Genomic DNA, 24,519 nt, shown 5'->3' with positions numbered 1-24,519 from the left:
ATCGGTGTCACGGCTGTTCGGTCGTTCATCCCCTGTTTTCTGCCAGGCTGTTGTGGCTTGAAAGCGACCGGACGAATGCGCGGATCGCCCGAGCCGCTTCGTCCGGCGCAACCTGCAGCAGGAAGTGTGGCCCTGTCAGCTCGACGACCTGCGTCGTCGGCCTCAGCGCCGTCACGAGGCGCGATGCCGCGGCCGGGACGACGCGGTCTTGCGCTGCCCGAAGGCACAGCGTGGGTACGGTCACCCGGGCCCACGCGGCCGAGACATCGACCGTCAGCACGGCCTGCAACCTGGCCCGCATCGTGGCCGGCGAGACCTGCGCCAAGGTTTGGGCCAGGGCCGACCGCCACCTTGCGCTCGACGCCCGGCCCAGCAGAAACCAGGCAAGGCTGCGCACCGGCATCGCCTTCAACGGCACCACCCTGGCCAATGGCCTGAGCCATGCCGCCCACGGGTGCGGGTTGCGCACAAAGCTGCAGCACAGCATCAACCCCCGCAGACCCGCGGGCGCTTGCGCCGCCAGCGTGACGGCGATCGGGCCCGAGAACGACTCGCCAAGCAGCAGGTAGGGTCGGTCTCGCGGCAGCAGGGCGCGCACGAGCGACGCCAGCTCGTCGTAGTTCGCCGGCCGGTCGACCGGGTAGCGCACCACCTGCAGCGTGAACGCGTCGCCCAGCGCTTCGATCAGCGGGGCAAACAGGTCGCCGGTGCCATCCATGCCGGGCAAGAGCACCAGGTGCAGGGCGCGCTGAGCAGCCGTCGCAGTGTCGTCGTCGGTGAGGGTGAGCGAGCTCACACCGCGTGCTGCCAACGCAAACCCTGCGGCAGCTCGGGCGGGCCGAAGAGGAAGTGCAGCACGCGGCGCAGGCTGTGGCCGCTGGCTTTGGACGAGGCGTGCAGCAGCAGCGGGCGCAGCAGCAGGGCGTCACCGGGGCGAGCTTCGCAGACGACCTCGGCGGCGCGGGCCCGAAGTTGCGATGCGGTGTCGTCGGTCAGCAGGCCGAGCCGGTGGCTGCCGGGCAGCACGCGCAGCGGCCCGTCGGCCGCGCCGCATTCATCGAGGTGCAGGCGCACGGCGACCAGCTGTTCCAGCACGGCCAGCGGTGCCTGCACGAACAGGCTGCCTTCCTTTTCAGACCAGCCGCGCCAGCCCGGTGCGTCGACGCGCGCCGCCACCGGGATGCTCAGGTCTTGGTGGATGGGGACCAGCCAGTTGCGTGTGCTGGATTTTTCGAAGTAGGTGCATTGCACGGCCACCGCCCCGGCAGGCAGGTGCGGCGCGATCGCGGCATGGCGGCGCAGCCGCTGCGCCAGTGCCGCACACCAGGCTTGCGGCAGCAGGCAACGGGTGCCGGCGCTGTCGCTGCCGTGCAGGCTCAGGCGTTGAGCCAGGGCCTGGCATTCGTGTACCGGCAGCGCGGCGGGCACCAGCACGAAGCCGTCGTGGCTGAAGGGGTCGGCGCTTGGGCGCATGCAGGCAGAGTCAGGCCGCGCCAGCGGCATGGGCCCGGCCCCGGCGCTCGAGCCATTCGAAGCCGCCCATGCCCGCCAGCATCGCGAGCACGAACACGACCGCCTTGGCCTGCCCGGTGCCCAGCGCGAGCAGCGCCGGGCCGGGGCACAGGCCAACCAGGCCCCAGCCGACGCCGAACAGCGCGCTGCCGCCGAGCAGGCGGCCGTCGAATCGGTTGAGCCGATCGGTGGGTGGCTGCTCGATCGCCAGGCCCAGCCAGGATGTGCGGCGCCGGCGAGCGAGGGCAAATGCCAGCGCCGCGACGCCCATCGCCCCGGCCATCACCAGCGCCAGCGAAGGGTCCCACGGGCCGGCGAGGTCGAGGAACGCGAGCACCTTGGCGGGTTGGGCCAGGCCCGAGACCAGCAGGCCGGTGCCGAAGACCAGACCGGCGAGCAAGGCGGTGAGCAAGGGGACCATGGCGGCTGCCTCAAGCGTTGAACAGGTGGCGGACCACGAAGACCGTCGCGAAGCCGACGGCCATGAAAGTGAGCGTGGCAACGAGCGAGCGCGGCGACAACCGTGCCAGGCCGCACACGCCGTGGCCGCTGGTGCAGCCCGAGCCGTAGCGGGTGCCGATGCCGACCAGAAAGCCGCCCACGGCGAGCGTGCCGAAGCCGGCGTCGATCGAGACCGTGAGCGGCCCGGTGAGCGCCTGATACAGCAGCGGTGCTGCGACCAGCCCGCCGATGAAGGCCAGCCGCCAGGCGATGTCGCCCCGGCTGGGCGAGAGCAGCCCGCCCAGCACGCCGCTGACGCCGGCAATGCGGCCATTGAGTAGGATGAACATCGCCACGGCGATGCCGATCAGCACGCCACCTGCCAAGGCCGGCCAGGGGGTGAAAGCGTTCCAGTCGATGGTCATGGTCATCCCCTTCGTTGTTCGACCAGCTCGCGCATCGGCGCCGGCAAGATGCGGCGCAGGCTGCGGCCGATCGCCGCCTCGTGGCGCTGCCAGTAGATGCCGATGGCCACCACCGCCAGGCCGATCGCCGTCAGTGCGAGCGGGAACATCAGGCTGTCCTTGAAGACCGTGTACGACAGGTGGCCCAGGTAGCCGGCGATCCCCAGGCCGCCGAAGACGGCGAAGACCCGGCGCGACAGCGCGGCGCCGATCGCGATCATCAGCAGGTTGATCGCGCAGTAGGCGAGCTTGCCCCACTCGCTGCCCGAGTCCATGCTGCTCAAGGCGCCCCAGAAGGTCAGCACGCCGAAGATGTAGAGCCAGAACGCGAAGTCTTTGGTGTGGCGCGAGCGCAGGTCGACCCAGAACGCCAGCAGCGTCATCGCCACGCCGAACCACAGCGAGATCAGCTTGCCGAGGTCGGAGAAGAAGCCGAGGTTGTCGCCGCCCAGCAGCAAGGGCGTCAGGTCCATGCTCATGTACCAGAGCGTCACCGCCACCGGCAGCACCAGGAACGGCAGGCGATAACGCCACAACGCCACGGCGCCGGCGGCCAGCGTGGCGAACTCCATCACCAGCCAGCGCCAGTCGATGTAGTAGTGGAAATCGCGGTAGGCCGTGTGCCGCGCATCGCCGTCGGACCACAGGCCGATCGCATGCTGCGCGCCGTACACGGCCAGCGGCACCATCACGACCGCCAGCACCGCGGTCAGCCCGGCCGGCAGTGCCAGGTGCTTGCGCTCGAACAGGTACTCGGTCAGCAGCAGCGCGGCGGTGCCGTAGACGAGCGAGATCAGCAACAGACCGGTGCCGCCGAACTGCTCCCACCCGATGGTCATGAACAGCGTCATCGCGCCGATCGCGATCAGGCCGCCGAGGTAGTACAGGATGTGTGCGGCCTTGAAGCTGGGCGTGTCGTGCTGCTGCTCGCGCTCTTGCTCGGCCAGGAAATCCCACAGGGCCTGGCCCTGCTCGGTGCTCAACAGGCCACGCCGGGTGGCCTCGGCGAGCAGGGTGGGCGTGAGTTGCATGCTGTTCCTTTGCTGAGCTTATGACGACCAGCCGGGCCGCTTGCCCAGGTCGCACCACATGTGGACCTTGGCAACGTAGCCCGCGCCCAGTTGCACCGCGTGAGGCTCGGTGCCGAAGGGCACGAAGCCGCAGCCGGCATACAGCGACTGCGCGGCGGCGTTGCCGGCGGTCACCGTCAGCTGCACCAGCAGCGTGTCGGGCCGCTGCCGCGCCTGGGCCAGCACCGCCTGCACCAGTTGCCGGCCGAGCCCGCGCTGGCGGTGCTGGGCCGGCACGTACATGCCGAACAGCGTGGCCTTGTGGCGCGAGCGTTCGCGGGGTTCGAACGACAGGCCCGCCACGCCGGCCAACTGGTTGCCGGCCCAGGCGCCCAGTACCATCTCGTGGGCCTCGGGGCCGGGCTGCAGGCGCTGGTGCCACCAGCTGAGGGGCAAGGGGCCGCGCTCGGCCACGCTGGCGGTGAAGGCTTCGGGGTGCAGCGCGTAGCCCTGCAGCATCAGCGTGCGGTAGGCCTCGGCGTCGCCGGGGGTCAGTCTCGTGATCGTCATCAGGCCGCCATCATGCCAACATGGCCGATGGCGGCGGCGCGCCGTCAGGCCGGCGCGGCTTCGGTGCGCCGCGCCAGCAGGCTGCGCCGGAAGGCCTGCTCGTGGTTCAGCGTGCCGCGCACGGTGTAGTCGCGCACCTGCGGCGTGTTGGCCAGCTTGCCGGCCGCCTCGGCCACCGGGCAGCCGGCGAAACCCAGGCGCTGCCAGTAGCCGCCGGCACCCGAGCCGAACAGGTACAGCTCGGTCACGCCCATGCACAGCGCGTCCGAAACGAGCCGCTGGTACAGCGCCTGCCCGAGCCCGCGCGAGCGGTGGCTGGGCCGCACGAACGCCAGCCGCAGCAGGCCGGTTGCGCCCTGCCATTCGAGTCCGATGGTGCCGACGATCTGGTCGCTGTCGAAAGCGGCCCAGTAGCGGCAGGGGGCTTGCGCAAAGTCGGCGGGCAGCCGGCCCTGCCGGCGCAGGAAGGCGCGGGCGTCGTCGAGGCGCTCGTCGCGCAATTCGGTGATGTGCATCGCAGGACTCCGGCGGCGGCGTCGGTCAAGCGTTGGTCAGCGGGGACTCGGCCGACAGCACGAGGCAGGGACCGGCTGGCGGCTTGGCGGGTTGGGGGCGGTTTGAACCGATCGGCGCGGATGCTAGACGCAGGTGCCCGCGCTGGCAACGCGCCGGAGCCCAGTGACTGCTAACTTAGGGGTTCAGCCGCCTTGTTTGAAGGCCGGGCTGGCGGGCCGCCCGGCGCGGCCGGCTGCGGCAGCGGCGTCAGGTCGGCCAGTGCGCGGCGCAGGCTGGCGCTGCTCGGGTTCTCGACGAACACACAGCGCTTGCCGGTGCGCTTGCAATGGTCTTTCACGCGCCAGTAGGCGTTGTGGCTGATGCAGCCGGTCTGGCAGATCACCAGGTCGGCCGCGGCCAGGGTCGTGTCCAGCCGCCCGGCGTTGTCTTCCTCGCCGCCGTCGTGGTGCAGAAAGCGCCCGCCGACACCTTCGACCAGCCGGCGGTAGACCGGCAGGCTGGCGGCGCGGCCGCCGACGCACAGCACCGACCGGTCGCCGAGCGCCGGCCCGGCCTCGGGGGCGCTGGGACCGGGCGCCAGGGCCGCGTTTGGCGGCGCCTCGGCCTGGGCCGCGTGCAGGTTGGCCATGGCCTCGCTGGCCCGGTGGCGCTCACGCTCGAGCTCGTGGCGGGCTTTCAGCAGGGCACGCTCCAGGTCCTGGATGCGCTCGATCTGCTGCGCGACCTGGCGTGTCAGCGCGTCGCGGCTGCGCAGCGCCGGCACGGCGGCTTCGAGCGCGCGCAGGTCGTCGTGCAGGTTGGCGATCACCGTGTCGCGGCCCAGCAGCTCGGCCCGGGCGCGCAGCAGCGCGGCGTTTTGCGCGCCGAGCTTGCGGGCATGCTCGGCGGCTTGCTGCACGCAGCGCTGCTGGGCCGCGCCCAGCTCACGCGCGAGCACTTCGTTTTCGGCCAGCAGCGCGTTCAGCTTGGCCAGATCGGCGCGGTCGGCGGCGCCGTTCTGGTGCTGGATCATGTGGATGTCGGCCAGTACCGATTCCTCCAGCGCCGCGTCGCAGCGCGGGTGGGTCAGCGTGGCCCAGAGCGCACCGGGCACGTCGCGGCCCATGGTCTGGCCGGCCCACCAGGCGGCCAGCGCCTCGGTCGTCTTCAGCGCGCGGGCCGCGCGCAGCGCGATGGCGTAGCGGTGGTCGAGCTCTTTCTGCAAGGCCTCGGCGATTGCGCCGCGCTGGCGGCATTCGCTGTTGACGCCGCAGTGCAGCTCGTAGTCGCTGGCCACCGCCTGGCCGCCCAGCACCTTGTCGACCAGGCGGCGCAACGCGCCCATCGGCAGGCACACGCCGACGACCGGGCAATGGGCATGGCGGCTCAGCTCCCACAAACGCCGGCGGCGCGAGCCGTGGGCACTGGGCGGCAGAGTCAGCGTGGGGGCGCGGCAGCCGCAGGCGGTGGCCAGGTCAACCGGTGCGGCATCCGCCGGGGGCGTGGTGGGCATGCGCTGGCCTTTCGGTCGCGGGGCATGCACGAGGCTGGCGAGTGCTGGCTGGTGCGTTGGGTTGGGGCTGTGGCTGGTGCGGGCAGAGCACGGCGCCGCTGGGCGCCTGGCTTACTTGGTGAGGATCAGTTTGCCGGTGCCGGTGCGGCGCAGGCGGTAGACCTGGTCGCCGTGGGTGATCAGGGCTTCGTCTCTGCCGGCCAGCAGCTCATCACTTCGCCATTGGGGGCCGGTGGGCACGGCCAGCTGCACGGCGGCGGGCGCCGGATGGGTGGGCGTGCCCGGGGGCATCGGCGGTGGTGATGTCATCATGGGTTCATCGTAATACGAGCGATTCGCATTTGCGAGAAAAAGACCGGCGCATTCGTGTGGGATTGCGCCGGCAGGTGGTGGGTTGCCGCTGCCGAGGCGCGGGCTCGCCAGCGGCGCATGGGGGCCATGGGTTGCGGCACCGCAGCAGCCGGAGATCGGGCCTGTAAACGGTTTCGGCACGTCTTGAAATGAGAATCATTCCTATTACAATGACACCCGACGCCCACAGCCAGCCAGCGCACGCCAGGGACTTCTGATCACCTGAACACGCGAAGGACGGCGCCATGGGCGACCCATCATGCGAGCAGGGCGCAGTGAGCGCCCGCTCATCAAGGCCTCGGACTGGGCGGCGCGACCTGCGCCAACGGTGCGGTGAGGACGTGCTGCCGGCGCCGAGCCACGGCGTCGCGGTGCGCCATGCCGTGGTCGGCGCGTGGCTCACGCTGCCGGTGCTTGCTTGCGCCCAGGCCGCGCCTGCGGCCGGTGCCCCCGGCCCGGTCGAAGCCAAACGTGCGGCGCTCGAGCGCATCGTCGTCACCGGCCAGGCCGAGCAGGGCGACGACGGCGACGCCTACCGCGCCCGTGGCAGCAGCTTCGCCACCGGGCTGGACTTGACGCTGCGCGAGACGCCGCAGTCGATCAGCGTGGTCACCCGCAGCCTGATGGACGACTTCAAGCTCAACAGCGTCAACGACGTGTTGTCGCTGAGCGCGGGTGTCGTCGTCGAGAAGGTCGAGACCGACCGCACCTACTACACCGCGCGCGGCTTCGACATCGTCAACTTCCAGGTCGACGGCATCGGCATCCCGATGAGCTATGGCCTGGTCGATGGTGACCTCGACACGGCGGTCTACGAGCGCGTCGAGGTCGTGCGCGGCGCCGGTGGCCTGCTGGCCAGCACCGGCAACCCGTCGGCCACGATCAACTTCGTGCGCAAACGGCCGACCGCCGCGTTCCAGGCTTCGGCCGGGTTGCTGCTCGGCTCGTGGGATCAGCAGCGCGTCGATGCCGATGTCTCCGGCGCGTTGAACGAGGTCGGCAGCGTGCGCGGCCGCGTCGTGCTGGCGGCCGAAGACAAGGGCTCGTACCTCGACCGCTACCACTTGAAGAAAGCGGTGTTCCACGGCGTTGTCGAGGCCGATCTGGGCGACAACACGCTGCTGACCGCCGGCCACGCGCAGCAGGCGAACCGGCCCAAGGGCAACCTCTGGGGCGCCTTGCCGTTGTGGACCACCGACGGCACGCCGACCGACTATGACACGTCGACCAGCACCGCGCCGGGCTGGACCTACTGGAACGCCGACATCGGCCAGACCTTTGTCGAGCTGCAGCACCAGCTGGCCAACGGCTGGCAGCTGCGCGGCGCGCTGACGCACAAGTCGATCAGCTCGCAAGGACGGCTGTTCTATGTCTACGGCGAGCCCGATGCCGTCACCGGCGCCGGCACGCAGGCCTGGCCGTCGCGGTACGACATGGACAACACGCAGAACATCGTCGACCTGCGCGCCAGCGGGCGGTTCGAGCTGTGGGGCCGCCCGCAAGCGCTGGTGCTCGGCGCCAGTGCGTCGCGCTCGGGCCTGCACGAGGTGTCGAACCACGGCCAGGGCATCGGCACTGCGCTGCCCGATCTCGCGACCTGGGACGGCGACTTTCCCGTGCCGGTGTTCGACGGCGGCGGGGGCGGCGCCTCGTTCGTCGACCGCCAGCAAAGCCTGTATGCCGCGGCGCGGCTGCGCCCGGCGGACGGGCTGCAGTTCATCGTCGGCGCCAACGCCACCTGGGTCGACAGCCAGGGCGAGAGCTACGGCGCGTCGCGCGGCAAGAAGGAGAACAAGGCCACGCCGTACCTGGGCATGGTCTACGACCTCACGCCAACGCTGTCGGCCTATGGCAGCTACACGGCGATCTTCCTGCCACAAAGCGAGATGGGGGCGGACTTCAAGCGCCTGGCCACCGCCGATGGCCGCAACCTCGAACTCGGGCTGAAGGCCGAGTGGCTGGACAAGAAGCTGCTGGGCACGCTGGCGCTGTTCACATCGCGCCAGAACAACCTCGCATCGTTCCTGCGGCAGGCGCCAGACCCGGACGGCCACGTCGTCTCGGTCTACGAGGGCGTCGACACGCTGAGCCAGGGCTTCGAGCTGGAGCTGGCCGGCGCGCTGACGCCGAATCTGAAGATCAGCGCCGGCTACACGCAGCTCGAGATCGAAGACACCGACGGCGAGAAGGCGCGCACCTTCACGCCGCGCCAGCTGCTGCGGCTGGCCGGCAGCTGGCAGGCGCTGGACGCGCTGACGCTGGGCGCCACCGTGGCGTGGCAGTCGGTCATCTACCGCGACGACGTGACGGCACTCGGCACGCCGGTGCGCACGCGCCAAGAGGCCTACGCGCTGCTCGACCTGATGGCGCGCTACCAGTTCAACCCGCGGTGGAGCGCGACGCTGAACCTCGAGAACCTGACCAACCAGAAGCACTTCACCAGCCTGTACTGGAGCCAGAGCTACTACGGCGCGCCGCGCAGCATGAGCCTGTCGCTGGACTGGGCGTTCTGAGACTGTCGAAGGAGTCGCGATGCGCCCCTGGCTCGTCCGCCTGCACCGCTGGTTCGGCCTGTCGGCCGCGCTGTTCTTGTTCATCGCCGGGGCCACCGGTGCCGTGATCTCGTGGGACCACGAGTTGGACGCCTGGTTGAACCCGGCGTTGTACGAAGCCCGCAGCAGCGGCCCGGCATTGCCCATCAGCGAACTGGTGGCGCGCATCGAGGCGGCCGACCCGCGGGCCCAGGTCACCTACCACCCGCTGGCGGTGGAGCCCGGCCACACCTTCATCGCCCTGGTGGCGCCGCGCTGGAATGCGGCGACCGGCCAGTTGCACACGCTGGGCTACAACCAGGTCGCACTCGACCCGGCCACCGGCGCCATCCAGGGCCGGCGTGAATGGGGTGCCGTGTCGCTGAGCCGCGAGAACCTGCTGCCGTTTCTGTACAAGCTGCACTACTCGATGCACCTGCCCGAAAGCCATGGCATCGAATGGGGCATCTGGCTGATGGGCCTGATCGCGATCGCGTGGGTGGCGGACACCTTGATCGCATTGTGGATTTCGTTTCCCAAGGCGGCGCAGTGGAAGCGCTCGTTCTCTTTCCGCTGGGCGGCCGGCGGCCACCGGTTGGTGTTCGACCTGCACCGCTCGGGTGGCGTGTGGCTGTTCCTGCTGGTGCTGATGATCGCCGTCACCTCGGTGGCGATGAACCTGAACCACCCGGTGATGCGGCCGGTGGTGTCTTGGTTCTCGACCCTGTCGCCATCACCTTTCGCCAGCCGCACGCCGGCGGCGCGGCCGATCGAGCCGCAGGTGGAGCGGGCAGCGATCGTCGCCAGCGCCGAAGCCGAGGCCCGGCGCCGCGGCTGGGCCGACCCAGCAGGGGCGGTCTTCCTGTCGCCCGAGCTGGGGCTGTGGGGTGTGGGCTTCTTCCGGCCCGGCCATGACCATGGCGACGGTGGCCTGGGCAACCCCTGGCTCTACTACGACGCCCGCAGCGGCCAGCCGGCCGGCGACAGCGTGCCCGGCACCGGCAGCGCCGGCGACATCTTCTTGCAAAGCATGTTCCCGCTGCACTCGGGCCGCATCATCGGCTGGCCCGGCCGGGTGCTGATGTCTTTGCTGGGTGGGGTGGTCGCCGCCTTCAGCGCCACCGGGGTTTACCTGTGGTGGCGCAAGCGGGCCGGGCGGGTGCGCGTCGGCGTTCAGCCAGCGGGTGTGAATGTCTCCCCAAAACCCCTGGCGCCAGCTTCATAACCGCCAGGCCGCGGGGCGGGCACAATCGCGGGTTCATGCCCGGGCGGCAGGTTTGCGCCTGTCGCCCAGCCCGGCCTTGTTGGCCGTGGCCGCGGCGCCCCCGATGAGCTCAGCGAACATGCAGTCCAACGACACGACTTCCGCCGCCAACAGCGCCCCACGACTCAGCCAGCGTGACCAGGGTCGCCACAGCTACAGCCGCGACGAGCTGCTGGCCTGCGGCCGCGGCGAACTGTTCGGCCCCGGCAACGCGCGCCTGCCGTTGCCCAACATGCTGATGATGGACCGCATCGTCCGCATCGACGACACCGGCGGCACCCATGGCAAGGGCCTGATCGAGGCCGAGCTGGACATCCACCCCGACCTCTGGTTCTTCGCCTGCCACTTCGAAAGCGACCCGGTGATGCCCGGCTGCCTGGGCTTGGATGCACTGTGGCAACTGGTCGGCTTCTGGCTCGGCTGGCGCGGCAACCCCGGGCGGGGCCGTGCGCTGGGATCGGGGGAGGTCAAGTTTTATGGCCAGGTCTTGCCGACGGTCAAGAAAGTGACCTACCGCCTGGACTTGAAGCGCGTGATCGAGCGCAAACTGGTGATGGGCATCGCTGATGGCCACATGTTTGCCGATGGGCGCGAGATCTATTCGGCCGCCGACCTGAAGGTTGGCTTGTTCACCTCGACGGAAGATTTCTGATGCGTCGCGTCGTCGTCACCGGTTCCGGCATTGTCTCGAGCCTGGGCAACAACCAAGAAGAAGTCACGCAAAGCCTGCGTGAGGGCCGCTCGGGCCTGAAGTTCAACCCGACCTACGCCGAGCGCGGCATGCGCTCGCAGGTCAGCGGCCGGCCGACGATCGACCTCGAAGCCGCGATCGACCGCCGCACGCTGCGCTTCATGGGCGATGCGGCAGCGTATTCGTACCTCGCCATGCAGCAGGCCATCGCGCAGTCCGGCCTGACGCCCGAGCAGGTGTCGAACCCGCGCGCCGGCCTGGTCGCCGGCTCGGGTGGGGCGTCCAGCTTCAACCAGGTCTGGGCGGCCGACACGCTGCGGGCCAAGGGCATCAAGCGCGTCGGGCCGTTCATGGTCACGCGCACGATGGGCAGCACGGTGTCGGCCTGTCTGGCCACGCCGTTCGGCATCAAGGGCGTCAACTATTCGATCACCTCGGCCTGCGCGACCAGCGCCCACTGCATCGGCCATGCCGCGCAGCTGATCGCCTGGGGCCAGCAGGACATCGTCTTCGCCGGCGGCGGCGAAGAGGAGAGCTGGGAACTCTCTCTGCTGTTCGACGCGATGGGCGCGATGAGCAGCAGCTACAACGACCAGGCCGATCGTGCGTCGCGCGCGTTCGACGTGTCTCGTGATGGCTTCGTCATCGCCGGCGGCGGCGGCATGCTGGTGCTCGAAGCGCTCGACCATGCGCAGGCTCGCGGCGCCAACATCATCGCCGAGCTGGTCGGCTTCGGCGCCACGTCCGACGGCCACGACATGGTGGCCCCGTCGGGCGAAGGCGCGGTGCGCTGCATGCAGCAGGCGATGGCGACGGTGAAGACGCCGATCGACTACATCAACGCCCATGGCACCTCGACGCCGGTGGGTGACCTGGCCGAACTCGGCGCGGTGCGCCAGGTGTTCGGCGACAAGGTGCCGTACATCAGCTCGACCAAGTCGCTGTCGGGCCACTCGCTCGGTGCCGCCGGCGCACAAGAGGCGATCTATTCGCTGCTGATGCTGCAGCACGGCTTCCTCGCCGCCTCGGCCCATATCGAAAACCTCGACCCGGCGGCCGAAGGCCTGCCGATCCTGCGCGAGCGGCTCGATGGCCCGGTCAACACCGTGATGTCCAACAGCTTCGGCTTCGGCGGCACCAACGCGACGCTGGTGTTCTCGAAGTTCGCGGGCTGAAAGCCGCGCTGAGCGGCGGCCTCGGCTGACGCCGCCGTTCAGCGTCGCCCGCGCCGCTGCGCCAGGGGCCGCTTGCCCTTGAGCTGGCGCTCAATGCCGTCGTTCAGGTCGGCGCGCAGTGCGTGCACCTCGTCGACGTGGCCGTAGATGCCCGGGAAGCGCAGGTCCAGCCAGAGCCACAGCGTGCAGGCACGCAGCGCCTGTTCCATCGCGTCGAGCCGGCTGTGGCCGTCCACGCCGTCGAGGAACCACGGCGCATTGACGCGGTTGTGGCGCGCGTGCTGGTGGCTCCAGTCGAGAAACTCCTGCACCTGGCCTTCGGTGCGGGTGTCAACCGGGGCCTGGGCGTAGATGAAGCGCTCGCGCAGGCTCAGGCGGCCGGCGCTGTCGTCCAGGCGCTCGGCCAGGTCCAGCATTGCGTCGAGCTCGGCCACGGCGAAGTGCGCGTCGTCGAGCTTGAGCTGGTCGACGAACACGCCAAGCACCTCGCGCAAGCGCGTTTTGTTCAGGCGCGTCGCGATCGTCTCGATGTGCCAACCGTTCGGCGCGACCGGCGCCTTGAAGTCGCGCGGTGCGCGCGGCTGCTTCGGCAGCAGCTCTTTCAGCACGCGCGCCGCCGTCGGCTCGGCTTCTTTCAGCACGCCGACAAAACCCTCTTCGTGGATGCCGTAGCGCCCGGCGCGGCCGGCGATCTGGTGCACCTCGGATTCGTTCAGCGCACGGTCGCCGACGCCGTCGAACTTGTTCATCGTGCTGAACAGCACCCGCTGGATCGGCAGGTTCAGGCCCATGCCGATCGCGTCGGTCGCGACCAGGATGTGCGACTCGCCCTGCGCAAAGCGCTCGGCCTCGCGCCGGCGCACCTCGGGCGGTAGCGCGCCGTAGATCACCGACACCGGGTGGCCGTCGGCCGCGATCTGGTCGCGCAGCATCAGCACGTCGCGCCGGCTGAAGGCCACCACCGCGTCGCCCTTCTTCAGCTGCGACAGCGCCACCGGGTGCGCCAGGCGCTCGACATGCTGCTTGCGCTCGAAGCGCCTGACGGTGCAACGCTCGCCGCACAGGCCCAGCAGCCGCTCGATGGCAGCCACCGCATACGACGAGCAGATGATGATCACCTCGTTGGCCGGCACCGCGACGATGGCCTGCGTCCAGGCCCAGCCGCGCGACGAGTCGAAGATCATCTGCGCCTCGTCGATCACCGCCACATCGATCGGCGCCGCGGTGTTGACCATCTCGATCGTGCTCGAGACGACACGCGACTGCGGCGCCGGCACGTTCTCTTCGCCGGTCAGCAGCGAGCAGGGCACACCGCGCGCCACCAGCCGGTCACGCCCTTCCAGCGCCAGCAGGCGCAGCGGCGCGAGGTAGGCCCCGTCCAGCGCCTGCGACAGGCGCTCGAACGCGGCGTGGGTCTTGCCGCTGTTCGGCGGGCCGACATACAGCGTGACGCTGCGCTGCAACCGCCGCGCCTTCTCGAAGGTGTCGGGGTAGCCCTGGAAGGCCAGTTCGCTGTTCAGCCGGGCCAGCGTGTCGGCCTCGGCGACCTGGTGCTCCCAGCGGTCTTGCGCGCGGCTGCAGGCGGCCTTCAGCTCGTCCAGCGCCTGCGGGTTGGTCACCAGCGCCTGCGGCCCGCTGCACTCGGCCTGCAGGCGCGGCAGCAGCGACTCGATCTCTTTGCCGTTCAGCGACCGGCTGCGCTCGACCAGCGCCTCGATGTGCGCGACCAGCTCGGCCGCGTGCGGGTAGTGCACCGGCGGGCCCAGCGCGGCGTGCAGGGCCGCTTCGTCGCCGGTGCGGTAGAAGTCCCAGACGATCGCGGCATCGACCGGCACGCGGAACAGCACGGGCACGCGCCAACCGTTGCTCGGCACGGTCAACGCATGGCGGATCAGCCGCGACCACTGGCCGGCGCGGCGTGTCACGGCCGCTGCTTCCAGCGCCGTGGCCCGCTCGATCATCGGCGGCCGCGCCTGCGGGCCGGTGCCGACGGCGTCCAGGTGCGCCAGCGCGGCGTCCATCCACCTCGGCTCGATCCAGCGGCTGGGCCGTTGGCCCGCGGCCGCCTTCTGCAGCAGGACCAGGCCCAGCTTGTCCAGGTGCTGTTCGAAATCGGGGCTGTTCTCGGCCAGGTAGTCGGCCGGTTTCACCACCTGGGGCAGCGCGTAGGCGGCCTGGCGGATGCGGTTGAACTCGAGCTTGCCGATGTGGGGCGGCAGGCGCGAGGCGTGGCGGGGGTTGGGCAGGCTCAGCGAGGGCTGGCCGTGCTTGGGGGCGGGCGCGCCATTCGGCGCCGCGGGATGAGAAGTCTTGGGCATGTCAGGTCGGCAGGGTAACCGGTCAGCGGCCGACCAGTTGATCTGGCGCGCGTTCGGTGATGGCGGCGATGCAGGGGTGAGAGATCTGGCGCTCGACGGTCACCGCATAGAACTCCTCCACCAGGTCGGACGTTCGCCCGACCACCCGCACGCCGTACTGGGCCGAGGTTTCCGATTCCAGCACCGTCGGCGTCATGAAGACGCCGCGGCCCTCGCCGCCGAAGGCCTTCATCAAGGCGGCGTCGTCGAACTCGCCGATCACGAGCGGGCGGATCTTGTGCATCGCGAGCCAGAAGTCAAAGCGTTGCCGCATCGCCGACGACGCGCTTTGCAGCAGCATCGGGGCGCCGTCCAGGCACTGCGGAAACTCACCCACCAGGCTGCGCTTGAGCGAAGGCGCGGCGAAGAAGCTCATCGCCGTCGAGCCCAGCAGGTGGTTGAAGGCCTTGACGCTGATCTGCCGCCCCATCGGTTCATCGGCGATCACCAGGTCCAGCCGGTGCACGGCCAATTGGCCCAGCAGGTCCTGGAACTTGCCCTCGTGGCACAGCAGCCGCACGTGGGCCGCCACGCCCAGCGCCGGCTCCAGCAGCCGGTAGGCCACGGCCTTGGGCACCGAGTCGGCAATGCCAACGTGGAAGTCGAGCGTGCGTTCGCCGCTGCGGGCTTCGCTCAGCTTGGCTTCCAGCTCGGTGCCCAGCGCAAAGATCTGGTCGGCATAACCCAGCACCAGGCGGCCCTCGTCGGTCAGCTCCAGCCCGCGGCCGGCCTTGCGAAACAGCGCGCAGCCCAGCCGCTCTTCGAGCAGCTTGATCTGGCCCGACAGGGTCTGCGGCGAGATGTGCAACTGCTCGCCCGCCCGCACGATGCCCCCGGCCTTGGCCGCGGCCCAGAAGTAGTGCAAGTGCTTGAAATTCATCGGCCGCGGCCAATTGTTCGATTATTGCGAAGTGTTGGCGTCAAAAAGTCGACTGTACGCTAAGTGTCTGGATGCCTACAGTGCGGCGTTTTGAATCGGACGCTGTCATGGAATTCCTGCTCGACCCCAACCTCTGGATCGCTTTCGCGATGCTCACGGCCCTCGAGATCGTGCTCGGCATCGACAACATCATCTTCATCTCGATCCTGGTGGGCCGCCTGCCGGCCGCGCAGCGCGACGCCGCACGCCGGCTGGGCCTGGGCTTCGCGATGGTCACCCGCGTGATGCTGCTGCTGTCGCTGAGCTGGGTGATGGGCCTGACCGCCGACCTGTTCTCGCTCTTCGGCCAGGGCTTCAGCGGGCGCGACATCGTGCTGCTGGCTGGCGGCCTGTTCCTGCTCTACAAGGCCTCGCACGAGATCTTCGTCGAGGTCGAGGCGCGCGACGAACACACGCCCGACGAGACCGCCACGCCGTCGGCGTCCGCGCGCAAGGGCATGTTCTGGGGCGTGATCGGCCAGATCGCGGTGATCGACATCGTCTTCTCGCTCGACTCGGTGATCACCGCGGTCGGCATGGTCGACCGCATCGGCGTGATGATCGCCGCGGTGATGGCCTCGGTCGGCGTGATGCTGGTGGCGGCCAAGCCGATCGGCGAGTTCGTCGACCGTCATCCGTCGGTCAAGGTGCTGGCCTTGTCGTTCCTGGTGATGGTGGGCATGGCGTTGACCGCCGAAGCCTTCGACATGCACGTGCCCAAGGGCTACATCTACGCGGCGATGGCCTTCTCGCTGGTGGTCGAGTCGCTGAACATCCGCTCGCGCAGCAAGCGCCTGGCGGCTGCCGGCCGGGCGCCCGCCGCTGATTGATGCGGTTTTACCGAAGTCGAGATTCGAAACATTCGACTGTTCACGAAGGGTTGCCAAGCCTACATTGACGCTGTCTTTCCACCTGCCAAGGAATCGCCATGAATCTCCAACCTGTTCGCTCCGGCGGCTTCCAAGCCGGCCTGGATCACACCGCGCAGCAGCGCAACCGCGTGCTGCGCAACACCTATGCGCTGCTCGCCTTGTCGATGCTGCCCACGGTGCTGGGGGCCTGGGTGGGCGTGGCCACCGGCCTGACCACCGCGATGAGCCCGGTGGTCGGGATGATCGTGTTCCTGGCCGGCGCCTTCGGCTTCATGTTCGCGATCGAGAAGACCAAGAACTCGGCTGCCGGCGTGCCGGTGCTGCTGGGCTTCACGTTCTTCATGGGGCTGATGCTGTCGCGCCTGGTGGGTGCCGTGCTCGGGCTGTCCAACGGCACCGGCCTGGTGATGACCGCCTTCGCCGGCACCGGCGCGATCTTCCTCGGCATGGCGACCCTGTCGTCGGTGATCAAGCGCGACCTGAGCGCGATGGGCAAGTTCCTGTTCATCGGCATGGTCATGCTGTTCGTGGCCGGCATCGCGAATGTCTTCCTGCAGTCCAGCGCGCTGATGATCACGCTGTCGGTCGTCGCGATCGGCATCTTCTCGGCCTTCATCCTGTACGACCTGAAGCAGGTGCAGGACGGTGTCGAAACCAACTACATCAGCGCCACCTTGAGCGTCTACCTGAGCCTGTTCAACGTCTTCCAGTCGCTGCTCAGCCTGCTGGGCATCTTCGGCGGCCGCGACGAATGAGCTTGCTGACCATCGAGCCTGACTGACCGCCCCACCTCGTCTACCATCTGTGACCATGCACCCATCGCATCACTTTCATCCGCGCCAGACATCGCCGTCGCTGCTGTCGAGCCTGGGCCGCGCCGTGCGGGTTCTGTTCGGCCTGGCCTTGCTGGCCGGCACCGCGCTGATCGGTCTGTTGTTGCTGGCCGGCCTGCTGCTGCGGGCCCTGTTCAAGGGCAAGCGCGGGGCGCAGGTCCAGTGGCGCGGCACGGGCATGTGGCCGCCGGCGGGTCACCGCACAACGGCTTCACCGATGCGTCGGGCCACGGGCGACGTGGTCGACATCGAAGCGCGCGAGATCGGATCGTCGACGCTCCAATAGCCGCCACTTGCCCGAGCGAGGTCAGAAGCGCGTCAGCACCCGGTACTTCAAGGTCGCGCTGCCCTCAGCCGGCACCTTCACGCGCCACTCCGCGGTGCCGGCGGCGACCTTGCGGTGTGGCTGCGACTCTTGCAGCATCGTCCAGTCGCCCGGCACCGGCTCGCGCACGGCCACCGTCACGGCCTCGGGCTTGGCGTTGTGCAGCACGATCTCGTAGGCGCTTTCGTGGATCTCGCGTGATCGCTTCTTCGAGTCGCGCTGCCGCCAATCGGTCTGCTTCTTGTCGGCGGTGACGTCGAAGGCGTCGCCGACATGCAGTCGCACGGTCTCGTTCTTCGGCGTGTGGTCGATCGAGTCTTCGCCGACGAACTGCGCGTTGCCGGCGCTGTCGCGCTTGTACAGGCGCACCACGCCCTTGGGCAGCGGCTCGCCGAGGTGAGTGTCTTCGCGGTTGGCGAACTCGATGTAGACCGCCGTCTTCAGCGTCTTGCCGATCTCGCCGACGCTGTCGGTGTAGTAGCCCTCCTGCCCCTGCAGCACCAGCTCCTTGGTGACCGGCACGCCGCTGGCGTTGAGCAAGGCCACCTGCTTGGTCTGCTGGTCGGCCAGCGTCGTCGGCCGGCCGACCGTGTACAGGTGGTACTCGAACAAGGCTTCTTGTGAGACCGTCACTTCGGGCGGCGGCGCGTAGACGCGTCCGTCGGCGGCCTCGTCGGCCTCCATCGGCTCTTCCTGCACCAGGTTCACGTCGCCGGCCACCAGCTGCAGCTTGGCGTTCGAGTAGCTGGTGCCGCTCTGGTTGGTCAGCGTGAACCAGCCGTTCAGGTCGATGACCCGGTCGTCGGCCGACAGCTCGGCCACGTAGTCGGCGCGCCACGCCAGGCCCTTGGTGAGGTACGACAGCTCCACCTCTTGCGGGCCGGCGCGCTGGCTGTCCAGCTCGGTCACCAGCGTCGGGCGGTCGCGCAGGTTGGCCGGCACGCCGTCGAACACGATGCGGCCAGGCAGGCCGGTCTCGATGCGGTCGCCGATCTTCAGCACCACGCCGTCGTGCGCGCTCAGCACCTGGGCCGATTCGGTGGTCTCGGCCCCGCTGGTCGGGTGGGTCTTGACGATGCGCACCGTCTTGCCGACAGACTTTTCCAGCAGTGCGGCCGGCGTCAGCAGGTCGAAGTCGAAGTTCTGTTCGAGCAGGCTGAACGAGCCGGGGTTCGACACGCTGCGCAACTGCGCCGTCTCGGGCCGCATGGTCGCGCTCACATCGCGCAGCGCGATGCGGTTGGCCCCGCGTTCCAGCGTCAGCCGGCGTGTGTCTTTCACCAGCGCGAGGTCGGCGTTGTAGATCGTGACGGCCACCGATTGCTGGTCGTCCAGCGTGCTGCGGCGCTCCACCGGTTGCGCGTGTGCGGTGCCGAGCAGCATGGCGAGTGCTGCCGCGGCCAGCGGGGTGCGTGTCGTCGTGGTTGTTGTCATGGGTTTGTCCACCGTGGCCCGATCAGATGCGCACCAGCACGCGGTACTTCAGCGTCGTGCTGCCGCCGGCCGGCACCTTGACCTGCCACTCGGCGGTGCCTGCGGCGACCTTGGTGTGCTTCTGCGATTCCTCCAGCATCGTCCAGTCGGCCGGCACCGGCTCGCGCACGGTCACCGTCACGGCTTCGGTCTTGGCGTTGCGCAACACGATCTCGTAGGCGCTTTCGAACACATAGCTGGCCTTGTTGGTCGTCTCGCGGCGCTTGAAGTCGGTCTGCTTCTTGTCGGCGGTCACGTCGAACGCGTCGCCCAGGTGCAGACGCACCGTTTCGTTCTTCGGCGTGTGGTCGATGCGGTCTTCGCCGACGAACTGGGCGTTGCCGGCGCTGTCGCGCTTGTAGACCCGCACGACGCCCTTGGGCAGCGGCAGGCCCAGGTGCGAGGCTTCCTTGTTGCTGAACTCGACGAACACGCCCGCCTTCAGCTTCTGCCCGATGTCGCCGACGCTGCTGCGGTAGTAGTACTCGCTGCCGCTGATCAGCAGTTGCTTGGTCACCGGCACGCTGCTGGCGTTCAGCAAGGCCACCTGCTTGGTCTGGTTCTCGGCCAGCGTGGTCGGGCGGTTCAGCGTGTACAGGTGGTACTCGAACAGGGCCTCCTGCGACATCGCCGGGGCGGCCATGGGCGCCGGGGCGATGCCGCGCTCGGCCTTGGCCATGCGCAGCTCCTCGCGCACGCGGTTCACATCGCCGGCCACCAGCTGCAGCTTGGCATTCGAATAGGTCGTGCCGCTCTGGTTGGTCAGCGTGACCCAGCCGTTCAGGTCGAGCGTCGAGTCGTCGGCGTTCAGTTCGGCCACGTAGTCGGCCTTCCACGATAGGCCACCGGTCAGGTACGACAGCTCCATGTCCTGCACACCGGCGCGCCGGCTGACCAGCTCGGTCACCAGCGTGGGCCGGTCGCGCAGGTTGGCCGGCACGCCGTCGAAGACGATGCGGCCGGGCACGCCGGTCTCGATGCGGTCGCCGATCTTCAGCACCACGCCGCCGTTCGCGCTCAGCACCTGCGCGGTTTCGGTCGACTCGACGCCCGTCGTCGGGTGGGTCTTGACGATCCGCACCGTGCGGCCGACGTACTTTTCCAGCAGCTTGGCGGGCGTCAGCAGGTCGAAGTCGAAGTTCTGCTCGAGCAGGCTGAACGAGCCGGGGTTGGACAGGCTGCGCAGCTGCGCCGTCTCGGGCCGCATGCGCGCGCTCACGTCGCGCAGCGCGATGCGGTTGCCGCCGTCGACCAGCGTGACCCTGCGCGCGTCCTTCACCAGCGCCAGGTCCTGGTTGTAGATCGTGATCGCGACCGATTGCTGGTCGTCCAGCGTGCTGCGGCGTTCGGGCGTGGGGGCGGCGGGCGCAGGCGCTTGGGCCTCGGCGCGGGCCGCGCCCAGCGTGAGGGCGAGGGTGAGCGCAGCCAGCGCGATCGGGGACGGGTTGGCGACGGGCATGGGTCTTCCTCCAAGGGGTGGTGCATCGCGACATGGACGCTACCTTGTTTGATACGGCGCACCCGGCTTGGCGGGGTTAAGTCGCGGATCAAATGGCGAAATAAAGCGTTGGGGTTGCCTGGCCCGGCGCTGGGGAGCAGGGGGCTGGGACAATCACGCATGCCCGACGCTCAACCGACCACCGCCTTCGCCAGCCTGCCGCTGCCCCCCGCCACGCTCGAAAACCTGCAACGCCTGGGCTACGACAGCATGACGCCGATCCAGGCCGCGAGCCTGCCGCTGGCGCTGGCCGGGCACGACCTGATCGCCCAGGCCAAGACCGGCAGCGGCAAGACCGCGGCCTTCGCGCTGGCCTTGCTGGCCAACCTGAACCCGCGGCGTTTTGCCGTGCAGTCGCTGGTGCTGTGCCCGACGCGCGAGCTGGCGGACCAGGTCACCCAAGAGGTGCGCCGCCTGGCCCGCGCCGAAGACCACATCAAGGTGCTGACGCTGTGCGGCGGCGCGACGATGCGGCCGCAGCTGGCCAGCCTGGAGCACGGCGCCCACATCGTGATCGGCACCCCGGGCCGCATCATGGACCACCTGGAGCGCGGCAGCCTGAACCTCGAAGCGCTCAACACGCTGGTGCTCGACGAGGCCGACCGCATGCTCGACATGGGCTTCTACGACGACATCGCGACGGTGGCCAAGCAGTGCCCGGCGCAGCGCCAGACGCTGCTGTTCTCAGCCACCTACCCCGAGGGCATCGCCAAGCTCAGCGCGGCCTTCATGCGCCAGCCCAAGGAGGTCAAGCTGACCGAGGCGCCGGCGCCCACGCAGATCCGCCAGGTGTTCTTCGAGGTCAGCGAAGAGCAACGCCTGCACGCGGTGTCGCTGCTGCTGAACCACCATCGCCCGGTCAGCACGCTGGCGTTCTGCAACACCAAGGCGCAATGCCGCGACCTGGTGCAGGTGCTGCGCGCGCAGGGCTTTGCCGCGCTCGAGCTGCATGGCGACCTGGACCAGCGTGACCGTGACCAGGTGCTGGTGCGTTTTGCCAACCGTTCCTTGAGCGTGCTGGTGGCGACCGACATCGCCGCGCGCGGGCTCGACATTGCGCAGCTCGAAGCGGTGATCAACGTCGACATCTCGCCCGACCCCGCCACCCACACCCACCGCATCGGCCGCACCGGCCGGGCCGACGCGGAAGGCTGGGCCTTCAGCCTCGCGTCGATGGACGAGATGGGCGCGGTCGGCCGAATCGAGCAGGCCGGCGGCTTCGAGTCGAAGTGGGCGTCGCTGGACAGCCTGACGCCGACCGGCAAGGGCCCGCTGCTCCCACCGATGCAGACGCTGCAGATCGTCGGCGGGCGCAAGGAGAAGATCCGCCCCGGCGACGTGCTGGGCGCCCTGACCAAGGACCTGGGCTTCGAGGGCGCGCAGATCGGCAAGATCAACGTCAACGAGTTCTCGACCTACGTCGCGGTGCAACGCGACATCGCGGCCAGCGCCCTGCGCAAGTTGTCGGCCGGCAAGGTCAAGGGCCGCAGCGTGAAGGTGCGGCTGCTCGACAGCTGAAAGGATTGGCCGGGGCGCTTCAGGACTTCAGCATTGCCAGCAGCAGCAGGCGGGCTTTTTCCCAGTCGCGGCCGATGGTGCGCTTGTTCAAGTCCAGCGCATCGGCGATCTCGGCGTCGGCATAACCGCCGAAGTAGCGCATCTCGACGACGCGGGCCAGCCGCGGCTCGACCTGCTCCAGCGCCAGCAGCGCGTCGTTGATCTGCAGGATCTCGTTCTCGCCGGCGGGCAGGTTGTCCTGCATCAGCGTGTTCAGCGTCAGCTCGGCCTGGCCGCCGCCGCGCCGCTCGGCCTGGCGCTCGCGCACCGTGTCGACGATCACCGAGCGCATCACCCGCGAGGCGTAGGCGAAGAAGGCCTTGCGGTCTTCGAGCCGCAGCTGGTCGGCGCCGAGAAAGCGCAGGTAGGACTCGTGCACCAGCGCAGTGGTGTCGAGCACGGTGTTGCGGCCGCCGCCACTGTGCAGCCGCGAGCGCGCGAGCTTGCGCAGCTCGGGGTAGGCGGCGGCGAACAGCTCGTCGTGCGCCGGCGGGTCGCTCGACGACATGTGCTGGATCAACTGCGTCAGGCTTTTCATCGGTGCCACCTCCCATGGCACGTGCGGTCCGGGTCTGCCCCGATTCTGCCTGCAGGCCTCTGGCGGCGTGCCCGGCCGGCTCGACCGCCTTGTTTGTCGGCCGGATGTCGCTTTTGCCCGCCCGAATCCGTCTGCTGGGGTATGAGTGACCGAAGGAGTCTGCGCATGAACACCTTGTTGGCGTCGGTATCGACCCTGCGGGCTTCGCCGTGGGCTGTCAACCCTGCCCCCGAGGGGCTGGCCGGTGTCGGCGGCCGATGGTGCGTCGACGGCCAGTGCTACCGCGGCATCGCCTGGGGCCGCGAGAGCTGGTTCGACCCCGCGGTCGGCAAGATGCTGCGGCAGGACCTGGACTTCTTTCCGGTCGACTGTGAGCAGCGCGCCAGCCCGCTGATCATCTACATCCACCCGTCGCTCGACACCAAGACGATCTACCCGACGCGCGGCCCGCTGTATGCCGGCCTGGTGCAGGCGGCGCGGGCCAGCGGCTTCTCGGTGGCGAGCATCGAGTACCGCCAGCCGGTGTGGGACGACCTGCTCGACCCGACGCCCGACAACGACATCGCCGCCGCCCGGCGCTGGGTGCATGCGCATGCCCGCCCACTGGGCATCGATGCCGGCAATGTCTTCTTCGTCGACCAGTCGCGCGGCACGCTCGGCCTGCGCACCGCGCTGCAGCACCGCCGAGACCCGGCGGTGCGCGTCAACGCCGCCTACAGCCACCACGAGCGGACGACCTTCCGCGGCGTCGAGGTGGCCCGGCGCTTCGTGGCCGAGGCCGATGGGCTGGGCTTCGTCGACCGGATCGCGCCCGAGCGCGCCTACGACGGGGTCATCCCCTTCTTCCTGCGCTACTTGAGATAACGTGCCCCGCTTCATCGACGCGCCGCGCCGGCTTGGGCATGGCGGCTGCCTTCGCAGCCGGGGATGCGCACGAGCCGTTCGCCCGCAGCAGAGGGGTTCATGGGCTTGAGGGGGTATCGGGCATCGCTGCCGACACGGTCGGTTAGCCGCGCAGCGGCGGGTTCAAAGGGGGGCGGGCCATGGCCATCGGCGCCTCACAGCTGAGCCGCCTCAGCGCGCTGCTCGACCAGGCGATGACGCTCAGCCCCGCCGAGCGCGAGGCCTGGCTCGCCGCGCTGCCGGCCGCCGACCGCTCGCTCGAGCCTGCGTTGCGCCGCATGTTCGGCGACGGGGCCGAGGCGCAGTCGTTCTTGTCGACGATGCCGCGGCTGCTGCCCGAGGTTGGCGAGGCCGGCGGTGCCGGCGAGCCGCAGCCGGGCGACACGGTGGGCACCTACCGGCTGGTGCGCCCGGTCGCGCGTGGCGGCATGGGCAGCGTCTGGCTGGCCGAGCGGGCCGATGGCGCGCTGCAGCGCCGCGTCGCGATCAAGCTGCCGCACCTGGCCTGGGGGCCCGGCCTGGCCGAGCGCATGCTGCGCGAGCGCGACATTGGCGCCCGCCTCGAACACCCCCACATCGCCCGCCTGTACGACGCCGGCGTCGACCACCGCGGCCACCCCTTCCTGGCCTTCGAGTTCATCGACGGCGTGGCCATCGACCTGTGGTGCGAAAGCCGCCAGCTCGGCCTGCGCGCGCGCTTGAAGCTGTTCTTGCAGGTGGCGCAGGCCGTGGCCTACGCGCACGCGCGGCTGGTGGTGCACCGCGACCTCAAACCCTCGAACGTGCTGGTCTCGGCCGACGGCCAGGTGCACCTGCTGGACTTCGGCATCGCCAAGCTGCTGCACGAGGCGCCCGACGACGCCGGCGCCACGCAGCGCCTGGGGGCGGTGATGACGCCGCACTACGCCTCGCCCGAGCAGCTGCGCGGCGAGCCGGTCACGGTGGCGTCGGATGTGTACTCGCTGGGTGTGATGCTGTACGAGCTGCTGACCGGCGAGCGGCCGCATGCACTGCCGCATGCCGGGCTGGCGCGGGCCGGGCTGGCGGCGCTGGAGCAGGCGGTGCAGCAGGCCGAGCCGGCGCTGGCCAGCCAGCGCGTGGGCGAGCGCACCAACAGGCGGGCTGACGGGCGGGCCGACGGGCGTTCGTTGGCGCGGGCCCTGCGCGGCGATGTCGATGCGATCCTGGCCAAGGCGCTGCAGCGCCAGCCCGACCAGCGCTACGCCA

General features: G+C 69.5%; 24 protein-coding genes. 10 read left to right on the top strand and 14 right to left on the bottom strand.

Going from position 1 to position 24,519, the window contains the following annotated elements:
* Positions 1–25: 25 nt before the first annotated feature.
* The 9 genes from ACE3SG_RS24155 to hemP form a co-directional block, all read right to left on the bottom strand.
* Positions 26–796 carry an alpha/beta fold hydrolase gene (locus ACE3SG_RS24155; protein WP_374568789.1) on the bottom strand — a complete coding sequence of 257 codons (771 nt, stop codon included), beginning with the start codon at positions 794–796 and terminating at the stop codon, positions 26–28.
* Positions 793–1,473, bottom strand: coding sequence for a phytanoyl-CoA dioxygenase family protein (locus ACE3SG_RS24150; RefSeq protein ID WP_374568788.1), 681 nt, complete (start codon positions 1,471–1,473; stop codon positions 793–795). Before ACE3SG_RS24150 ends, ACE3SG_RS24155 begins: the two co-directional genes overlap by 4 nt.
* A 10-nt stretch (positions 1,474–1,483) precedes the next feature.
* Positions 1,484–1,933, bottom strand: coding sequence for a DUF6691 family protein (locus ACE3SG_RS24145; RefSeq protein ID WP_374568787.1), 450 nt, complete (start codon positions 1,931–1,933; stop codon positions 1,484–1,486).
* Between the two features lie 10 nt (positions 1,934–1,943).
* Positions 1,944–2,378, bottom strand: a complete 435-nt coding sequence (locus tag ACE3SG_RS24140; protein ID WP_374568786.1) for a YeeE/YedE family protein — start codon at positions 2,376–2,378, stop codon at positions 1,944–1,946.
* A gap of 2 nt (positions 2,379–2,380) precedes the next feature.
* A complete protein-coding gene (locus ACE3SG_RS24135) occupies positions 2,381–3,448 on the bottom strand; it encodes a DUF2157 domain-containing protein (protein ID WP_374568785.1) in 1,068 nt (355 codons plus the stop codon).
* A gap of 18 nt (positions 3,449–3,466) precedes the next feature.
* Positions 3,467–3,997, bottom strand: a complete 531-nt coding sequence (locus tag ACE3SG_RS24130) for an N-acetyltransferase family protein (protein WP_374568784.1) — start codon at positions 3,995–3,997, stop codon at positions 3,467–3,469.
* Positions 3,998–4,041: 44 nt separating this feature from the next.
* A complete protein-coding gene (locus ACE3SG_RS24125; protein WP_374568783.1) occupies positions 4,042–4,512 on the bottom strand; it encodes a GNAT family N-acetyltransferase in 471 nt (156 codons plus the stop codon).
* Between the two features lie 170 nt (positions 4,513–4,682).
* On the bottom strand, positions 4,683–6,005 hold the full coding sequence (locus tag ACE3SG_RS24120; RefSeq protein WP_374568782.1) for a DUF2325 domain-containing protein: 1,323 nt from the start codon (positions 6,003–6,005) through the stop codon (positions 4,683–4,685).
* Positions 6,006–6,116: 111 nt separating this feature from the next.
* Positions 6,117–6,317, bottom strand: coding sequence for a hemin uptake protein HemP (gene hemP, locus ACE3SG_RS24115; protein ID WP_374568781.1), 201 nt, complete (start codon positions 6,315–6,317; stop codon positions 6,117–6,119).
* A gap of 380 nt (positions 6,318–6,697) precedes the next feature.
* Between hemP and ACE3SG_RS24110 the strand changes: the two genes are divergently transcribed.
* The 4 genes from ACE3SG_RS24110 (at position 6,698) to fabB (ending at position 12,017) form a co-directional block, all read left to right on the top strand.
* Entirely contained in the window at positions 6,698–8,869 is a 2,172-nt protein-coding gene (locus tag ACE3SG_RS24110) for a TonB-dependent siderophore receptor (RefSeq protein WP_374568780.1), read from the top strand.
* 19 nt (positions 8,870–8,888) lie between these two features.
* A complete protein-coding gene (locus ACE3SG_RS24105; RefSeq protein WP_374568779.1) occupies positions 8,889–10,112 on the top strand; it encodes a PepSY-associated TM helix domain-containing protein in 1,224 nt (407 codons plus the stop codon).
* A 103-nt stretch (positions 10,113–10,215) separates the two neighbouring features.
* Positions 10,216–10,803 carry a 3-hydroxyacyl-[acyl-carrier-protein] dehydratase FabA gene (gene fabA, locus ACE3SG_RS24100; protein WP_374568778.1) on the top strand — a complete coding sequence of 196 codons (588 nt, stop codon included), beginning with the start codon at positions 10,216–10,218 and terminating at the stop codon, positions 10,801–10,803.
* Entirely contained in the window at positions 10,803–12,017 is a 1,215-nt protein-coding gene (gene fabB / locus ACE3SG_RS24095; RefSeq protein WP_374568777.1) for a beta-ketoacyl-ACP synthase I, read from the top strand. Before fabA ends, fabB begins: the two co-directional genes overlap by 1 nt.
* 38 nt (positions 12,018–12,055) lie before the next feature.
* Here the strand turns inward: fabB and ACE3SG_RS24090 are convergent, their stop codons facing one another.
* Together ACE3SG_RS24090 and nhaR are read right to left on the bottom strand one after the other, a co-directional pair.
* Entirely contained in the window at positions 12,056–14,335 is a 2,280-nt protein-coding gene (locus ACE3SG_RS24090) for a helicase-related protein (RefSeq protein WP_374568776.1), read from the bottom strand.
* A 22-nt stretch (positions 14,336–14,357) separates the two neighbouring features.
* Entirely contained in the window at positions 14,358–15,254 is an 897-nt protein-coding gene (gene nhaR, locus ACE3SG_RS24085; protein WP_374568775.1) for a transcriptional activator NhaR, read from the bottom strand.
* 107 nt (positions 15,255–15,361) lie between these two features.
* Here nhaR and ACE3SG_RS24080 point away from each other — a divergent pair, with 107 nt between their 5' ends.
* The 3 genes from ACE3SG_RS24080 (at position 15,362) to ACE3SG_RS24070 (ending at position 17,284) form a co-directional block, all read left to right on the top strand.
* On the top strand, positions 15,362–16,123 hold the full coding sequence (locus tag ACE3SG_RS24080; RefSeq protein ID WP_374568774.1) for a TerC family protein: 762 nt from the start codon (positions 15,362–15,364) through the stop codon (positions 16,121–16,123).
* A 98-nt stretch (positions 16,124–16,221) separates the two neighbouring features.
* Positions 16,222–16,920: a Bax inhibitor-1/YccA family protein gene (locus ACE3SG_RS24075; RefSeq protein ID WP_374568773.1), complete on the top strand. Its 699-nt coding sequence runs from the start codon at positions 16,222–16,224 to the stop codon at positions 16,918–16,920.
* Between the two features lie 55 nt (positions 16,921–16,975).
* The gene (locus ACE3SG_RS24070) at positions 16,976–17,284 is read left to right on the top strand and encodes a hypothetical protein (protein WP_374568772.1); all 309 of its coding nucleotides are present in this window, start codon (positions 16,976–16,978) and stop codon (positions 17,282–17,284) included.
* A gap of 21 nt (positions 17,285–17,305) precedes the next feature.
* On the opposite strand, the gene ACE3SG_RS24065 is transcribed toward ACE3SG_RS24070, so the two are convergent.
* Both ACE3SG_RS24065 and ACE3SG_RS24060 read right to left on the bottom strand, forming a co-directional pair.
* Complete coding sequence (locus tag ACE3SG_RS24065) at positions 17,306–18,757, bottom strand: DUF4139 domain-containing protein (protein WP_374568771.1); 1,452 nt, start codon at positions 18,755–18,757, stop codon at positions 17,306–17,308.
* Positions 18,758–18,779: 22 nt separating this feature from the next.
* A complete protein-coding gene (locus ACE3SG_RS24060) occupies positions 18,780–20,255 on the bottom strand; it encodes a DUF4139 domain-containing protein (protein ID WP_374568770.1) in 1,476 nt (491 codons plus the stop codon).
* A gap of 159 nt (positions 20,256–20,414) precedes the next feature.
* On the opposite strand from ACE3SG_RS24060, the gene dbpA reads away from it, so the two are divergent.
* On the top strand, positions 20,415–21,812 hold the full coding sequence (gene dbpA / locus ACE3SG_RS24055) for an ATP-dependent RNA helicase DbpA (RefSeq protein WP_374568769.1): 1,398 nt from the start codon (positions 20,415–20,417) through the stop codon (positions 21,810–21,812).
* Between the two features lie 19 nt (positions 21,813–21,831).
* Here dbpA and ACE3SG_RS24050 read toward each other — a convergent pair whose 3' ends face one another.
* Entirely contained in the window at positions 21,832–22,389 is a 558-nt protein-coding gene (locus ACE3SG_RS24050) for an ECF-type sigma factor (RefSeq protein WP_374568768.1), read from the bottom strand.
* A gap of 165 nt (positions 22,390–22,554) precedes the next feature.
* Here ACE3SG_RS24050 and ACE3SG_RS24045 point away from each other — a divergent pair, with 165 nt between their 5' ends.
* Entirely contained in the window at positions 22,555–23,253 is a 699-nt protein-coding gene (locus ACE3SG_RS24045; protein WP_374568767.1) for a hypothetical protein, read from the top strand.
* A 179-nt stretch (positions 23,254–23,432) separates the two neighbouring features.
* Positions 23,433–24,519, top strand: a 1,087-nt coding sequence (locus ACE3SG_RS24040; protein WP_374568766.1) for a serine/threonine-protein kinase, incomplete at its 3' end; no start/stop codon positions are given.

This window comes from Ideonella sp. (assembly GCF_041914305.1).
In the GTDB taxonomy this organism is placed as follows: Bacteria; Pseudomonadota; Gammaproteobacteria; order Burkholderiales; family Burkholderiaceae_C; genus Ideonella.
This window is presented reverse-complemented; position numbering and strand designations above follow the sequence as displayed.

Bases quoted from the DNA above. Each gene is read 5' to 3' on its own strand.
- ACE3SG_RS24150 (WP_374568788.1), bottom strand. From the start codon at position 1,473: ATGCGCCCAAGCGCCGACCCCTTCAGCCACGACGGCTTCGTGCTGGTG.
- ACE3SG_RS24145 (WP_374568787.1), bottom strand. From the start codon at position 1,933: ATGGTCCCCTTGCTCACCGCCTTGCTCGCCGGTCTGGTCTTCGGCACC.
- ACE3SG_RS24140 (WP_374568786.1), bottom strand. From the start codon at position 2,378: ATGACCATCGACTGGAACGCTTTCACCCCCTGGCCGGCCTTGGCAGGT.
- ACE3SG_RS24135 (WP_374568785.1), bottom strand. From the start codon at position 3,448: ATGCAACTCACGCCCACCCTGCTCGCCGAGGCCACCCGGCGTGGCCTG.
- ACE3SG_RS24130 (WP_374568784.1), bottom strand. From the start codon at position 3,997: ATGACGATCACGAGACTGACCCCCGGCGACGCCGAGGCCTACCGCACG.
- ACE3SG_RS24125 (WP_374568783.1), bottom strand. From the start codon at position 4,512: ATGCACATCACCGAATTGCGCGACGAGCGCCTCGACGACGCCCGCGCC.
- ACE3SG_RS24120 (WP_374568782.1), bottom strand. From the start codon at position 6,005: ATGCCCACCACGCCCCCGGCGGATGCCGCACCGGTTGACCTGGCCACC.
- hemP (WP_374568781.1), bottom strand. From the start codon at position 6,317: ATGATGACATCACCACCGCCGATGCCCCCGGGCACGCCCACCCATCCG.
- ACE3SG_RS24105 (WP_374568779.1), top strand. From the start codon at position 8,889: ATGCGCCCCTGGCTCGTCCGCCTGCACCGCTGGTTCGGCCTGTCGGCC.
- fabA (WP_374568778.1), top strand. From the start codon at position 10,216: ATGAGCTCAGCGAACATGCAGTCCAACGACACGACTTCCGCCGCCAAC.
- fabB (WP_374568777.1), top strand. From the start codon at position 10,803: ATGCGTCGCGTCGTCGTCACCGGTTCCGGCATTGTCTCGAGCCTGGGC.
- ACE3SG_RS24090 (WP_374568776.1), bottom strand. From the start codon at position 14,335: ATGCCCAAGACTTCTCATCCCGCGGCGCCGAATGGCGCGCCCGCCCCC.
- nhaR (WP_374568775.1), bottom strand. From the start codon at position 15,254: ATGAATTTCAAGCACTTGCACTACTTCTGGGCCGCGGCCAAGGCCGGG.
- ACE3SG_RS24080 (WP_374568774.1), top strand. From the start codon at position 15,362: ATGGAATTCCTGCTCGACCCCAACCTCTGGATCGCTTTCGCGATGCTC.
- ACE3SG_RS24075 (WP_374568773.1), top strand. From the start codon at position 16,222: ATGAATCTCCAACCTGTTCGCTCCGGCGGCTTCCAAGCCGGCCTGGAT.
- ACE3SG_RS24070 (WP_374568772.1), top strand. From the start codon at position 16,976: ATGCACCCATCGCATCACTTTCATCCGCGCCAGACATCGCCGTCGCTG.
- ACE3SG_RS24065 (WP_374568771.1), bottom strand. From the start codon at position 18,757: ATGACAACAACCACGACGACACGCACCCCGCTGGCCGCGGCAGCACTC.
- ACE3SG_RS24060 (WP_374568770.1), bottom strand. From the start codon at position 20,255: ATGCCCGTCGCCAACCCGTCCCCGATCGCGCTGGCTGCGCTCACCCTC.
- dbpA (WP_374568769.1), top strand. From the start codon at position 20,415: ATGCCCGACGCTCAACCGACCACCGCCTTCGCCAGCCTGCCGCTGCCC.
- ACE3SG_RS24050 (WP_374568768.1), bottom strand. From the start codon at position 22,389: ATGAAAAGCCTGACGCAGTTGATCCAGCACATGTCGTCGAGCGACCCG.
- ACE3SG_RS24045 (WP_374568767.1), top strand. From the start codon at position 22,555: ATGAACACCTTGTTGGCGTCGGTATCGACCCTGCGGGCTTCGCCGTGG.